Origin of the sequence: Polaromonas sp. UC242_47, assembly GCF_044452385.1 — a bacterium.
Classification (GTDB): domain Bacteria; phylum Pseudomonadota; class Gammaproteobacteria; order Burkholderiales; family Burkholderiaceae_C; genus Polaromonas.
Window position 1 is genome coordinate 3,998,159 of the sequence record NZ_JBIOAO010000001.1, and the last position, 14,220, is coordinate 4,012,378.

General features: G+C 63.7%; 13 protein-coding genes. 9 read left to right on the forward strand and 4 right to left on the reverse strand.

The window, feature by feature from the left end; translation table 11 throughout:
* Window positions 1–126: 126 nt before the first annotated feature.
* Complete coding sequence (locus ACHMXK_RS19425; protein ID WP_397442164.1) at window positions 127–771, reverse strand: c-type cytochrome; 645 nt, start codon at window positions 769–771, stop codon at window positions 127–129.
* Window positions 772–990: 219 nt separating this feature from the next.
* Here ACHMXK_RS19425 and yihA point away from each other — a divergent pair, with 219 nt between their 5' ends.
* The gene (gene yihA, locus ACHMXK_RS19430) at window positions 991–1,719 is read left to right on the forward strand and encodes a ribosome biogenesis GTP-binding protein YihA/YsxC (protein ID WP_397442566.1); all 729 of its coding nucleotides are present in this window, start codon (window positions 991–993) and stop codon (window positions 1,717–1,719) included.
* Between the two features lie 97 nt (window positions 1,720–1,816).
* On the forward strand, window positions 1,817–2,755 hold the full coding sequence (locus ACHMXK_RS19435; RefSeq protein WP_397442165.1) for an alpha/beta fold hydrolase: 939 nt from the start codon (window positions 1,817–1,819) through the stop codon (window positions 2,753–2,755).
* A gap of 73 nt (window positions 2,756–2,828) precedes the next feature.
* Here the strand turns inward: ACHMXK_RS19435 and ACHMXK_RS19440 are convergent, their stop codons facing one another.
* Window positions 2,829–3,725: a lipid A biosynthesis acyltransferase gene (locus tag ACHMXK_RS19440; RefSeq protein WP_397442166.1), complete on the reverse strand. Its 897-nt coding sequence runs from the start codon at window positions 3,723–3,725 to the stop codon at window positions 2,829–2,831.
* Window positions 3,722–4,585 carry a lysophospholipid acyltransferase family protein gene (locus ACHMXK_RS19445; protein WP_397442167.1) on the reverse strand — a complete coding sequence of 288 codons (864 nt, stop codon included), beginning with the start codon at window positions 4,583–4,585 and terminating at the stop codon, window positions 3,722–3,724. The genes ACHMXK_RS19440 and ACHMXK_RS19445 overlap by 4 nt, the downstream gene beginning before the upstream one ends.
* A gap of 178 nt (window positions 4,586–4,763) precedes the next feature.
* Between ACHMXK_RS19445 and metK the strand changes: the two genes are divergently transcribed.
* On the forward strand, window positions 4,764–5,945 hold the full coding sequence (gene metK / locus ACHMXK_RS19450; protein WP_397442168.1) for a methionine adenosyltransferase: 1,182 nt from the start codon (window positions 4,764–4,766) through the stop codon (window positions 5,943–5,945).
* 405 nt (window positions 5,946–6,350) lie between these two features.
* On the opposite strand, the gene ACHMXK_RS19455 is transcribed toward metK, so the two are convergent.
* Window positions 6,351–7,223, reverse strand: coding sequence for a hypothetical protein (locus ACHMXK_RS19455; RefSeq protein WP_397442567.1), 873 nt, complete (start codon window positions 7,221–7,223; stop codon window positions 6,351–6,353).
* Between the two features lie 587 nt (window positions 7,224–7,810).
* Here ACHMXK_RS19455 and ACHMXK_RS19460 point away from each other — a divergent pair.
* The 6 genes from ACHMXK_RS19460 to ACHMXK_RS19485 are packed head-to-tail and all read left to right on the forward strand — an operon-like array spanning window position 7,811 to window position 14,195.
* Complete coding sequence (locus ACHMXK_RS19460; RefSeq protein WP_397442169.1) at window positions 7,811–8,809, forward strand: LysR family transcriptional regulator; 999 nt, start codon at window positions 7,811–7,813, stop codon at window positions 8,807–8,809.
* A gap of 11 nt (window positions 8,810–8,820) precedes the next feature.
* Window positions 8,821–10,308, forward strand: a complete 1,488-nt coding sequence (locus ACHMXK_RS19465) for a SidA/IucD/PvdA family monooxygenase (RefSeq protein ID WP_397442170.1) — start codon at window positions 8,821–8,823, stop codon at window positions 10,306–10,308.
* Window positions 10,305–11,279, forward strand: coding sequence for an ABC transporter permease (locus tag ACHMXK_RS19470; protein ID WP_397442171.1), 975 nt, complete (start codon window positions 10,305–10,307; stop codon window positions 11,277–11,279). Before ACHMXK_RS19465 ends, ACHMXK_RS19470 begins: the two co-directional genes overlap by 4 nt.
* On the forward strand, window positions 11,276–12,175 hold the full coding sequence (locus ACHMXK_RS19475) for an ABC transporter permease (protein WP_397442172.1): 900 nt from the start codon (window positions 11,276–11,278) through the stop codon (window positions 12,173–12,175). Before ACHMXK_RS19470 ends, ACHMXK_RS19475 begins: the two co-directional genes overlap by 4 nt.
* Complete coding sequence (locus ACHMXK_RS19480; RefSeq protein WP_397442173.1) at window positions 12,172–13,179, forward strand: ABC transporter ATP-binding protein; 1,008 nt, start codon at window positions 12,172–12,174, stop codon at window positions 13,177–13,179. The genes ACHMXK_RS19475 and ACHMXK_RS19480 overlap by 4 nt, the downstream gene beginning before the upstream one ends.
* Complete coding sequence (locus tag ACHMXK_RS19485; RefSeq protein ID WP_397442174.1) at window positions 13,176–14,195, forward strand: ABC transporter ATP-binding protein; 1,020 nt, start codon at window positions 13,176–13,178, stop codon at window positions 14,193–14,195. Before ACHMXK_RS19480 ends, ACHMXK_RS19485 begins: the two co-directional genes overlap by 4 nt.
* Window positions 14,196–14,220: the final 25 nt, after the last annotated feature.

Consider the following 14,220-nt stretch of genomic DNA (forward strand, 5'->3'; position numbering starts at 1 on the left):
GCCTTGGTATGGAGTGCTTATTTCAACCGGGGTTCAATACAAACCGGGCGGACTGGCGGTATTTTCCCCAAAAGGGTGCTGGCCTGTTGCCCAGCCCCGTCCATACACTGTGTTTTTTCGGGGGATTCAGCGCAAGCCGGCGATGTAATCGGCGACGGCGCGGATTTCGCGGTCGTTCAATTTGTTAGCCACCTGGTTCATCAGCAGGTTGTTGGTGCGTCCGTTGTCGCGGAAAGCCGTCAGTTGCGTGGCGGTGTATTCGGCGTGCTGGCCGCCCAGACGCGGGTACTGCGATGGAATGCCGGCGCCGGTCGGGTTGTGGCAACCGGCGCAGGCGGGCACCTGGCGGTCGGAAATACCACCGCGGTAGATACGTTCGCCCAGGGCCACCAGTTCCTTGTCCTTGGCAAAACCGGGCTTGATCTTCTTGGAAGTCACCCAGTAGGAGATGTTTTTCATGTCGTCATCCGACAAGGCCGCGGCAAAACCCTGCATGACGGGGTTTTTGCGCTTGCCGGATTTGAAATCCTGCAACTGCTTGATCAGGTATTCCGGGTGTTGCTGGGCCAGTTTCGGGTTGGCTGCAATCGCCGAATTGCCGTCCGCCGCGTGGCAAGCCACACAAACCGCGGTAAAACTTGCCTCACCCTTGACCAGGTCGGGCTTGGCGACCTTGGCCGGGGCTGCTTCACCAGCCGCCTGCGAAATCGCAGGCACAGCCAGCAGGGCGGCAAATAAACAGGAAATCAACGATGTGGAAACAAGCTTCATATCGGGGGTTTAATAGTTGACTCTAAGGTGGACTGGACAATCAGCGCAGGCTTCAAGCTGCCTAAAGCCCCGCTGGGACAGCAACTTAATGCAAAACCCCCTGATTTTACAATGGCTTGAGGGACAATCCCAAATATGACCATATCTCCCCGATCTACCCCCGTCAAAACCCAGAAGCCTAGCGCCAAGCGGCCGACGCCCCAAGTGGCGGCGGCCAGAATGGCGGCGGCTCTGGCGGCCCAGCCGCCCCAGTCTGCCGAGGCCAAGATCGCCATGGGCTGGCTGCACACGGCCAAGTTTTTGACCACCGCCCCCGAGCTCAAGCACCTGCCAGAGCTCGACGTGCCGGAGATCGCCTTTGTCGGCCGCTCCAATGCCGGCAAATCCACCTGCATCAACACCCTGACCCAAGTCAACCGCCTGGCCTTTGCCTCCAAGACGCCGGGACGCACACAAAGCATCAACCTGTTTTCGCTGGGCAAACAAGGCCTGATGGACGCGGTGCTGGCCGATTTGCCGGGTTATGGCTACGCCGCCGTGCCCAAGGCGGCCAAATTCCGCTGGCAACAGGTCATGGGCAACTACCTGCAAACCCGCGAGACCCTGAAAGGTGTGGTGCTGCTGTGCGACCCACGCCTGGGCCTGACCGAACTTGACGAAATTTTGCTCGACGTGATCCGGCCCCGGGTCGAGGAAGGCCTGAAGTTTCTGGTGCTGCTGACCAAGTCCGACAAGCTGAACAAGACCGAGGCGGCCAAGGCGCTGTCCATTGTGCGACTGCAGGCCGGCGGCGGCGATGTCAAACTGTTCTCGGCGCTCAAGCGGCAAGGCGTGGAAGAAGTGGCCCAACATCTGTGGCAATGGGCACACCCGACCGAAAAAGCAGTCAAGGCCGACAAAACAGCCGCGGCCACCCCGCCGGCTGAAGAAGAACCCGGCGAATCCTGAAAACCGGGCGGGAAGCTCGCCGCTTTTGCATTTTTAAGTTAAATCTGCCTTCCGCCCTTTCAAGACGGGCGCAAGCAGCTACCAAATGCATAGCGACATGATTCAAACCCGTTTGATCCCCCTGCCGCACGGCATCACCCTGTCCTGCCGCATGGCGGGTGAGCCGGGCCGGCCGGTGCTGATGTTTTTGCACGGCTTCCCGGAAGCGGCCTTTGTCTGGGATGACTTGCTGGCACATTTCGCCAAGCCGGAAAACGGCGGCTACTACTGCATCGCACCCAATTTACGTGGCTTTGAGCAGTCCAGCGCCCCGCCGGATGCCGCCGCCTATCGCGCCAAACACCTAGTGCAGGACATTTCCGCGCTGATCGCCCAAACCTGTACGGCCCACAAGGGCCAACTCGCAAGTTTGGTCGCCCATGACTGGGGCGGCGCCGTGGCCTGGAGTTTGGCCGCAACGATGCCGCAGCTGATGAACAAGCTGGTCATCATCAACTCGCCGCACCCCGGCACGTTTTTGCGCGAGCTGCAACACTCGCCGGCCCAGCAGGCGGCCAGTGCTTATATGAACTTCCTGATCCGCCCCGACGCCGAGGCCTTGCTTGCCGAAGACGACTTCCGCCGGCTCTGGCAGTTTTTAACCAACACCGGCGAGCAGCAGGCGGCGGGCACAACGCCGGCCTGGCTCACTGAAGACGTCAAAAACCAGTACCGGGCGGTCTGGGGCATGGGGCTGACTGGCGGCTGCAACCTTTACCGTGCCTCGCCGCTGCGCCCGCCGCGCCCGGGGCCACCGCACAACGACCCGGCCGCTGCCGCCGTCACCTTGCCGCCCGAGATGCTGACGGTCTTGCTGCCGACGCTGGTGTTGTGGGCGCTGAACGATTTCGCCCTGCCGCCGGCCTTGCTGGATGGCCTGGAGGCCTATGTGCCGAAAATGCAGTTGCAACGTGTGGCGGGTGCCTCGCACTGGATCGTGCACGAGCAGCCCGACCTTGTAGCCAGCGCCATTCAAGGCTTTCTGGGCCAGACCTGAAACGCTCTGTTTTTAATAGCTACTTGCGCCCGCTCGCTATGGGCTGGAGGCCTAAAAAGCTTAAGAAACCGGCTCAGTAGACCGAATCTTCACCTTCGGGCCGGGTTTTGAAACGTTTGTGCACCCAGTAATACTGCGCCGGCATGGTGTTGATGTAGCCCTGAAGGCGTGTATTCATCACGACCGTGTCGGCAACAAAGTCGGCGGAGGGCACGTCGGTCCAGGCTGGCATCACCTCGACCTCATAACCCGTGGCCGTCAGGCGGGTCACCACCGGCACCACCTTGGCGCGCCCGAGTTTGGCAAAACGCGAGAGCGAAGGCACGGTGGCAGCCGTCACGCCATAAAACGGCACAAACACCGACTCTTCCGGCCCGAAGTTCATGTCGGGCAACAAGTACAGCGGCCGGCCTGCACGCAGCGCGCTGATGATGGGTTGCACCCCTTCGGCCCGACCGAACAGGCGTGTATGGCCAAAGCGCTGGCGGCCGCGCAATATCCAGCGGTCCAGCAGCTTGTTGGCCTGGTCGGTGTAAATCGTGGTGAAGGAACGTTGCACCTGTTGCGTCAAGGCGGCCCAGCCCGCATCCAGCCCGACAAAATGCGGTGCGAACAAGACCGTCGGCTGCTCGCCATCCAGCTCGGCCAGCGCGCCTGTCAGCCACAGGCGCTGCTTGAGTTTGTCCGGGTGGCCATGCCAGAGCCAGCTGCGATCCAGCCAGGCCTGGGCAAAAAATACAAAGGTCTGCCGCGTCAGCGCTTCCCGCTCCTGCTCGGTGCGCTCCGGAAAACACAGGCGCAAATTGGTCTGCACCACGCGCCGCCTCGGCACGGCAACGACATACAACAGCCCGCCCAGCGCCACACCCAGACCACGCACAACAGCCAGCGGCAGGGTCGCCAGCACTTGCATGAACACAATGCCGCCACGGGTGAACAGCGCGCTCATCAGTTGGCCCGGCGTTTTCAAGAAGCCTCCTTGTCGGCAGGCTGCTGACGCGGATGTTTGTAACGTGCATAGCCCCACAGGTACTGGCCCGGCTGGCTCAGCACAATCGCTTCGATCGCCTGGTTGATGATCGTCACCGCAGCCAACATGTCGGTTTTGGGCAAATGCTCCAGCGCGGCGAGTGGCGGCCAGATTTTCAGGAAATAACCCTGGCCGCGCGGCAGGCGCTCACAACTGACAGGCAACACCACCGCGCCGCTCTGCAAGGCCAGCCGTGCGGCCAGGGTCATGGTGTAAGCGGATTTGCCAAAAAACGGCGCCCACAGCCCCTGACCCTCGGGCGGAACCTGGTCGGTCAGCAAGGCCACGGCCTGGTTGTTTTTGAGCGTGCGAAACATTTGCCGGATGCCGCTGAGGCTGGCCGGCACCACGGAAAGCCCGGGCCGGCTGCGGGCGATATGTTCCAGCCGGGCCAGCCAGGGCTTGCGTGCCGGCCGGTAAATCGCGGTGATCGGCCCATACAGCTCGGCCAGCGCCTGCGGGCCCAGCTCGAAACTGCCGCAATGCGGGCCGAAAAAAATAATCCCTTTGCCACGCGTGAAAGCCTCACTGACATGGGTCTGGCCCTCGATGCGCACATTGCCCAGGCAAGAGGCCGTGGGCGGACGCATCCACAGCTTGGGCAGCTCGGCAACAAAACGGCCGGTCTCGGCAATCGCCGGCCGCACCGCGTCGAAAGCCAACCCGGCCTGCGCCACATTGGCCCGAAACTGCCGGCGGTAAGCCGGGCTCAGCGCCCAAACCAGCCAGCCCAGGCCCGCACCTGCGGCATGCAGGGCGCGCAGCGGCCAGAAAGAGAAAAATCGAAACAGATAAACCATGAAAAGGGAGTGGGCGGCGGGCAGTCTGAGCAAGAAGAAAATAGGGGTAAAAAGCTATAATGGCAACTGTCGCCGAGTTACTGAACAACTTGCAGGGCGACATTAAACCAAACTGCTAAAGCGTTCGCCGAGGCACCCCAGCCGGCAACGCGCCGACAAACTTCATGGAGTGTACGCAATGGCGAACGATTTTCTCTTCACTTCCGAATCCGTCTCCGAAGGTCATCCCGACAAGGTCGCCGACCAGATTTCCGATGCCATCCTGGATGCCATTTTCAAACAAGACCCGCGTTCGCGCGTTGCCGCCGAAACCCTGACCAATACCGGTCTGGTGGTGCTGGCCGGTGAAATCACCACCAACGCGCATGTGGACTACATCCAGGTCGCACGTGACACCATCAAGCGCATCGGTTACGACAACACCGAATACGGCATCGACTACAAGGGCTGTGCGGTCATGGTCTGCTATGACAAGCAGAGCAACGACATCGCCCAGGGTGTGGACCACGCGTCCGACGACCACCTGAACATTGGTGCCGGCGACCAGGGCCTGATGTTCGGCTACGCCTGCGACGAAACGCCCGAACTGATGCCCGCGCCGATTTATTTCGCCCACCGCCTGGTCGAGCGTCAAGCCCAACTGCGCAAAGATGGCCGCCTGCCCTTCCTGCGTCCCGATGCCAAGAGCCAGGTCACCATGCGTTACGTGGACGGCAAGCCGCACAGCATTGACACCGTGGTGCTGTCCACCCAGCACAGCCCCGACCAGAGCGAAACCCAGCACAAAATGAAGGCCTCGTTCACCGAAGCCATCATTGAAGAAATCATCAAGCCGGTGCTGCCCAAAGAGTGGCTGAAAGACACCAAGTACCTGATCAACCCGACCGGCCGTTTTGTCATTGGTGGCCCACAGGGCGATTGCGGACTGACCGGCCGCAAGATTATCGTGGATACCTACGGCGGTGCCTGCCCGCACGGCGGCGGCGCCTTCAGCGGCAAGGACCCGTCCAAGGTCGACCGCTCGGCTGCTTACGCCGCGCGTTATGTGGCAAAAAACATCGTGGCTGCCGGCCTGGCCCGGCAGTGCCAGATCCAGGTGGCTTACGCCATCGGCGTGGCGCATCCGATGAACGTGACGGTCTACACCGAAGGCACGGGCGTGATGTCGGACGAAAAGCTCTCGGCCTTGGTCAACGAACACTTTGACCTGCGTCCCAAAGGCATCATCCAGATGCTGGACCTGCTGCGCCCCATCTATGAAAAAACCGCCGCTTACGGTCACTTCGGCCGCGACGAACCAGAATTCACCTGGGAAAAAACGGACAAGGTAGCCGCGCTGCGCGCTTCAGCCGGCCTGTAAGCCATCCGCGTCAGTCGGACAGCAAAAAAGCCACCTGCTCAGGTGGCTTTTTTCTTGGCGTCTAAACGAACGTCAACTGGTAAAACTCGACGGACCTCGACGCTCTGGCGACGCTGCTTGGCTTTCAGGCGCAGGCGGGGACGTCACCAGAAAAGGCCAGGCCGGACGTGCCGGGTTGCTCCGTCTACCCGTGACCACGTCCTTGCCATTCGCGGTCACCGATTCAACGGGCCGACGTCTGGCTTGGCTGGAACCCAACTCTATGCTGAACAGACTCATGATTTTCTCCTGAAGGATGGGCTTGTCCCAGCTTGACCGGCACACTCGGTTCGAGCGTAGGCGGGCGAAACGGGGTCGCTTGTCAGATGTCGACGAAAGTGGCGTAGGACACCCGCCAGACAGCCCTCACAGAACGCGTGCGCCTGCCCAGCAGCCACTCATCAGGCCTTCCGGCTTTCTTTGCGCGTTCACAGCCGCACTGGAATCCCAGGAGTCGACCTGGACGCTCAGGCCGGCGTAAACGCCATAACCAGCGCCTGCGCGGATTTCATCGCCCGCCGACAAACTCTCGCCGGCCTTGATCGAGCCCTCCGCGTGAATCGATTCGCCGGATTTGATCCCCCAGCCCGCTTCCAGATGCATGCCGCTGCGGATGGCCCCGCCGGCCAGAATGCCCTGTCCGACCCGAATACTGTCCGCGCCGACAATGGCGCCGCCAACGTTCAGACTCTTGCCGCATTCGAGCCCCCCGTGGACGATCAGGTCCTGCCCGACGAAAGCGCTGCCTGTCAGTGACAGTTTTCCGTGGCAGATCAAATCCCAGGCAGCGCGCATATCGCCACCGCAAAGAATGAGTTCCTGCACATCCATACCCCAATCGGCCCGCACGTCACCGCCGGCCTGGAGCTTGCCCTGGCTGTGGATATTGCCCGCCACCCGGATGTCCTCGCCGGCCACAATGGCCTGACCCGCACGTATGCCGCCACCCGCCCGAATCGATCGCCCGGCCTGAACGACGGTGTCGACATCAATACCGCCGCGAACCTCCAGGGTGCCCGCAAAAACAATGGCCTCGGCGTCCAGTGAATCGACGCTCAGGACCTCGTTGGTGGGGCCAAACTGTGTCAACAACCAGCATGCGTCCTCGACACGCCCGGCACTGACCAGCGTGTCCAATGCCTCCTGGTAACCGCTACCGTCTTCGACGTTGCGGACAAACCAACGAAAGCCGTCGGCACAGGGACTTTTGGCCCTGAGAAATTTCTTTGTGAATTCCATCGTCTTCAATCCAATCACCATGCGCAGGGCCCATGCACCTTGTGCATGGGTCATGTGACGCATTTGGTGCGACCGGTCTGATCTCAACAGACGGCCGCAATCGCGCTGAACAGGGGCCCAGCGATGGAAGGTTTGCGCAGAAGAGAGGAAAAGTTATCGCCGGGCTGAGGAATGTGCGACTGGCTTGTATGGCCAGATCTCGCACACTGCGGCGCACCTCCCCACAGACAGGCAGCTCATGGCGCCTGCGCAAAGGGAGGGGAAAACGGAATGCATGGGTAGAAATGAAATGCTTGTTAGCTGCGTGGATGGTAGCACCCAGAGTTTTTAGCAGCAGTTCACCTCATTATTGACACCGCACCTCAGTCGACAAAAACCTCGGACAAACACGACACTTGAGCCCATGCGCCTGGGAGCCATGGACATACGGCAGCCTACCCACCGGCCAGCACGCCGACATCCGCGCTCTTGGGTCTTCCCGAAAATTCAGCTTTTGGGCTCCTGTGGTCGCATAAGCACATGTGGATTTATTATTTGCCACTTATATACTCAATGCGTCATGATCCATATTTTGGATACTTAAACGCATGGAACTCCGTCAACTCGAAGCGTTTGCCGCCGTCATGTCGGTCGGCAGCGTCACGGGTGCGGCCAGGTTGTTGAGCCGCTCGCAGCCGGCCATCACGCGCCTGGTGCAAGAGTTGGAAGCCGAAATCGGTTATGCGCTGTTTACACGCAACGGCCCACGGGTGACGCCGACCGAGCAGGGTTTCCTGCTGTACGAGGAGGCAGAGCGCGTTTTGGCGGGCCTGCGCCGGATCCACGAACGGGCCGTCGAAATCGCGCGCGGGGAGGCCCAACCCCTGTTGCTGGCGACAACGTCGGCGCTGGCCGTCGGCCTGCTGCCCCAGGCGTTGAAACGCGTGGAGGCCCAAACCGGCGCCACACCGGTCCAGTTGCGCACCGCATCACCCGAACAAGTGGTGCATGCGGTGTTGACTGGCGCCGTGCAATTGGGCGCCAGCAGCCTGCCGCTGGAGCACCGCGGCCTGCAGGTGCACTGGATTGCCCAATTGGCCTGCGTCGCCGTATTGCCGCAACACGACCCGCTAGCCGCTTTCGAAAAAGTGCCACTCGCAGCCCTGGCACAACGCCGGCTCATCACCATGAGCAACCCCTTTCGCTTGCGGCACCGGCTGGATGCCGTGCTGGCCGGGGCCGGGCGCGCGCCGGGGCAGCATGGCGCGCTGATCGAAACCAATTCTTCCATCAATGCCCAGGCCTTGGTGCGCGCCGGACTGGGCGTGGCCGTGCTGGAGCCGCTCACGGCCCACGGCGCGCCGCTGGCCGGCGTGGTCGTGCGTCCGATCGATACCGACATTCCTTTTTTCTTTGGCGTGATCACGCCCCAATCCCGGCCACTGACCGCCCCCGTGCGCGCTTTGGCCGACGCACTGCTGGAAGCCGCCGCAGCGCTGCCGGGTTTTGTGCAGCACGACGTGGCCGACCACGCCACGCTGCTGCAATCGGCCCATGCCGACGATGCAACAACCAGTCCTGGCGCGATGCCGCGAAAACGTCCGTGATGAAGTCCCCCATGAAACCTTGCGTTATGAACACCCCCGCCGGCTTTGGCCTGGAAACCCTGGAAGCACGGTTGCGCCAGGATTTGCAATGGCTGTGCCTGCCCGCACGACGCTGGGTGCCACCGCGCCAGGCGGACGGCGCCGAGGTGCTGGACACCGCCATCGTCGGTGGCGGCATGGCCGGCCTGGCGCTGGCCGCCTCACTCACCCACCTGGGTGTGCAGACGCGCATCTTCGACCGCGCGCCCGAGGGCTTCGAAGGCCCCTGGGCCACCACCGCGCGCATGGAAACCCTGCGTTCACCCAAGGAGCTGACCGGTCCGGCGCTGGGTTTTGGCGCCCTCACCTTCCGCGCCTGGTTCGAGGCGCAATTCGGTCTGGCCGCCTGGGAGGCGCTGGACAAAATCCCGCGCCTGCAATGGATGGACTACCTGCGCTGGTACCGCCGCGTGCTGGCGCTGGACCTGCGCAACCAGCAGCGTGTGCTGGCCGTGGTGCCCCGCGCCGATGGCCTGGTGCAGCTGGATCTGGCCGATGACAGCCAGGACGCCCGGCCTTACCAGGTGCTGGCCCGCCACGTGGTGCTGGCCACCGGCCGCGATGGCTTGGGCGGCCCCTGGGTGCCTGACTGGGCGCTGGCCCTGCCGCGCGATCGCTGGGCGCATTCGGCCGACAACTGGGACCCCGCCCTGCTGGCCGGCAAACGCGTGGTGGTGATAGGCGGCGGCGCCTCGGCAATGGACAGCGCCGCCACCGCGCTGGAGGCCGGCGCGGCCCGCGTCGACCTGCTGGTGCGCCGCGCCGAATTGCCGCGCGTCAACAAGGGCAAGGGCGCTGGCAGCCCGGGCGTGGCACACGGCTTCAAGGCCTTACCCGACGACTGGAAATGGCGCTTTCGCCACTACATCAACGTGCAGCAGGTGCCGCCGCCGCATGGCAGCACGCTGCGCGTGTCGCGCCATGCGAACGCTCACTTTCACCTGGGCACACCGGTACACACCGCCACGCTGCGTGGCGACGGCGCGTTGCGCCTGGACACCGCCAAAGGGCCGCTGGCCGCGGATTTCGTGATCTTCTGCACCGGCTTTCGCCTCGACTGGCGCCTGCGCCCCGAGTTCGCCGCCTTCGCGCCCCAGGTGCGGCTGTGGCAGGACCGTTACCAGCCCGAGCCCGGCCAGGACGACGACGAGCTGGCGCAGTCGCCCGACCTCGGGCCGTTACTCGAATTCCAGGAAAAAACACCTGGCGCTTGCCCCGGGCTGGCGCGCGTGCACTGCTTTTGTTACCCATCGGCGCTGTCGCATGGCGCCGTGGCCGGCGACATTCCGCAGATCAGCGACGGCGCCAAACGCCTGGGCCAGGGCCTGGCCGGCCAGCTGTTCACCGAAGACGTGGCGCAACACTTCGCGGCCATGGAGCGTTACGCCGAACCCGAACTGGACGGCGATGAATGGACGCCCGCGACCTTCCCCGCCTACCCCGACGGGGAGCGCCCATGACCGGCTGGCTGCTGCGCCGCGTTGCCCAGGCGGCTCTGGTGGTGGTGGTGATGACGCTGATTGTCTTCATTGGCCTGCACGCCATCGGCAACCCGGTGGACATCCTGATCGGCGACGACATGAACCAGGCCGAACGGCTGGCAGCCATCGCCCGCCTGGGCCTGGACCAGCCGCTGTGGCGCCAGTACCTGGCCTTCGTCGAAGGCGCGCTGCAGGGCAACCTGGGCAAAAGTTTCGTCTACCAGGAAGATGCGATCCGCCTGATCCTGCATCGCCTACCCGCCACCATGGAACTGGCCATCAGCGCCCTGCTGCTGGCCATCGTCATCGGCGTGCCGCTAGGCCTGTTTGCCGGCATGAAGCCGGACCACCCGGTGTCACACACGCTGATGGCCGGCAGCATCGTCGGTTTTTCATTGCCGGCCTTCTGGGTCGCGCTGATGCTGATCATGGTGTTCAGCGTGCAACTCGGCTGGCTGCCGGCCAGCGGGCGCGGCGAAACCCGCGCCCTGTTCGGCGTGGAATGGTCGTGGCTCACGCTAGACGGGCTGCAGCATTTGATTCTGCCGGCCTTCAACCTGGCGCTGTTCAAGATTTCGCTGGTGCTGCGCCTGACGCGCGCCGGCGTGCGCGAGGTGCTGCCGCAAGACTTCGTAAAATTTGCGCGCGCCAAAGGCCTGTCACCCACGCGGGTGATGGTCATGCATGTCTTGCGCAACACGCTGATCCCCCTGGTCACGGTGCTCGGGCTGGAGCTGGGCGCCACCATCGCCTACGCGGTGGTGACCGAAACCATCTTTGCCTGGCCAGGCGCCGGCAAGCTGATCCTGGACAGCATCAACGCGCTGGACCGGCCGGTGGTGGTCGCCTATTTGATGGTGGTGGTGGTGATCTTCGTCACGCTGAATCTGGTGGTGGATTTGCTCTATAAATTGCTGGACCCGCGCGTGCGCCTGGAGGCTGCGAAATGAAGACCTCCCGCAGCTTTGACGAACACTCGATCTGGTGGCGCGTAGGCGCCGACTTTCTGCACTCGCGCGTCGCTGTCGCCGGGCTCGTCATCCTCGCTCTGGTGGTGCTGGCCGCGCTCTGCGCACCCTGGATCACGCCGCAAAACCCCTACGACCTGATGCAGCTCGACGTGATGGACGCACGCCTGCACCCCGGCACGCCCAGCAGCGCCGCCGGCTACACCTACTGGCTGGGCACCGACGGCCAGGGCCGCGACCTCTACTCGGCCATCATCTACGGCCTGCGCATCAGCCTGCTGGTGGGCGTGGGCTCGGCGGCCATCGCGGCGGTGATAGGCACCCTGGTCGGCCTGCTCGCGGCCTACGCCGGCGGCAAGGTCGACGCGGTACTGATGCGCCTGGTGGACCTGCTGCTGTCCTTCCCGACCATACTGATGGCGCTGATGATCCTGGCCTATGTGGGCAAGGGCGTAGGCAACGTGATCCTGACGCTGGTGCTGCTGGAGTGGGCTTATTACGCCCGCACCGCGCGCGGCCAGGCGCTGGTGGAAACCCAGCGCGAATACGTCGAGGCCGCACGCGGACAAGGCATTCCGCGCTGGCGTATCCTCACCGGCCACATCCTGCCCAATTGCCTGCCGCCGCTGCTGGTGATCGGTGCGCTGCAGATCGCCCGCGCCATCACGCTGGAGGCCACCTTGTCCTTCCTGGGCCTGGGCGTGCCCATCACAGAACCCTCGCTGGGGCTCTTGATTTCCAACGGCTACCAATACCTGCTGTCCAACGAGTACTGGATCAGCTTCTTTCCCGGCGTGGCCTTGCTCGCCACCATCGTGGCGATCAATCTGGTCGGCGACCAGTTGCGCGACGTGCTGAACCCGAGGCTGCAGAAATGAATTCAGAAGTTCCAACCCTGGACGTGCGGAATCTGCAAACCCGCTTTCACACGCGGGGCGGTGTGTTGCCGGTGGTCAACGGCGTGTCCTTCACCTTGCAGCGCGGCAAGGTGCTCGGCCTGGTCGGTGAATCCGGTTCGGGCAAATCGGTCACCGGCTTTTCCATCATGGGCCTGGTCGATCCGCCGGGCCGGGTCGAAGGCGGCCAGGTCTTGTTCCAGGGCAAGGATCTGACGCAACTCAAGCCAGCCGAACGCCGTGCCTTGCGCGGCAACCGCATCGCCATGATCTTCCAGGACCCCATGGCCACGCTGAACCCGGTGCTGCGCGTTGATACGCAGATGATGGAAGCCGTGCACGCCCACCGCAAGGTATCGAATGCCGAGGCGCGCCAGCAGGCCGCAAACGCGCTGGCGCTGATGGGTATACCGAGTCCCGAGGACAGGTTGCGCGCCTACCCGCACCAGCTCTCGGGTGGCATGCGCCAGCGCGTGGCGATTGCCATCGCGCTGCTGCACGGCCCCGACCTGATCATTGCCGACGAACCCACCACCGCACTCGACGTGACCATCCAGGCGCAAATCCTGTCCGAGATGCAAAAGCTGGTACGCGAGACCGGCACGGCGCTGATCTGGATCAGCCACGACCTGTCGGTGGTGGCCGGCCTGGCCGATGACATCGCGGTGATGTACGCCGGGCGCATTGTCGAACACGGCACGGTGGACCAGGTGCTCGACCATCCGCAACACCCCTATACCCAGGGCCTGATCGGCAGCCTGCCCAGCGCCAACCGGCGCGGCGCGCGGCTCAAGCAGATTCCCGGCATGGCGCCCAATCTGCTGCACATGCCCACGGGCTGCGCGTTTGCACCGCGTTGCGCCCGCGCCAGCGTAGTGTGCGAGACCCTGCCGGAGATGACGCAACCGCGCCCCGACACGCCGGACCACGCGGTACGCTGCTTCCATCCCGGCACTGCGCCGGTCAGCACCGAGGCCATGGCATGAACATCAAAAATGATATGCCGCTGGTTGACATGCAAGGCGTGACAAAACGCTTTGGCGCGCAGCCTGCGCCCGGCAAATTCGGCACGGCGCTGTGGCGCATGGGCTGGTCCAAGCCGCCGGTAGTGACGCATGCCGTCGACGGCGTGGACCTGGCCGTGCGCCCCGGCGAAGTGGTCGGTCTGGTCGGGGAATCCGGCTGCGGCAAGTCCACGCTGGGCCGCATCGCCGCCGGCCTGCTGTCGCCCACAGAAGGCGCGGTGCACGTGAATGGCGCAGCGCTCGAAGGTCTTGATGCCAGGCAACGCCTGGCCGCCCGGCTGCGTGTGCAAATGGTGTTCCAGGACCCGTTCGCCAGCCTGAACCCGCGCCTGCGTGTTTCGCGCATCGTCGGTGAAGCCGCGCGCCTGCACGGCCTGACCGATGCGGCAGGGGAAGACGACTACGTCGCCGCCCAGCTGCAACGCGCCGGTCTCGACCCCAGCCTGCGCCACCGCTACCCGCACCAGTTCAGCGGCGGCCAGCGCCAGCGCATAGGCATTGCACGGGCGCTGGCGGTGCAGCCCGCCATGCTGGTCTGCGACGAAGCCGTGGCCGCGCTCGACGTGTCGATCCAGGCGCAAATCCTGAACCTGTTCATGGACCTGCGCGACCAGCTCGGCCTGGCCTATCTGTTCATCAGCCACGACCTGGGCGTGGTCGAACATGTCTGCGACCGCGTGGCCGTGATGTATTTGGGCCGCGTGGTGGAAAGCGCGCCGGTCGAAGAGCTGTTCGCCCGACCGAATCACCCCTACACCCAGGCCTTACTGGCCGAGATTCCGCGCATCGACGTGCGCCGCACCCGCTTCAGTGCCATTCGTGGCGAAATCCCGAGCCCGATCACACCGCCCAGTGGTTGCCACTTTCACCCACGCTGTCCGCAGGCCATGCCGCGCTGCAGCGTCGAAGTGCCGACGCTGCGCGGCATCGCCATCCACCACGCCAGCGCCTGCCATCTCAACGACCGCCCTGTTTGATCCAAGTGTTAATCCTGAAAGGACC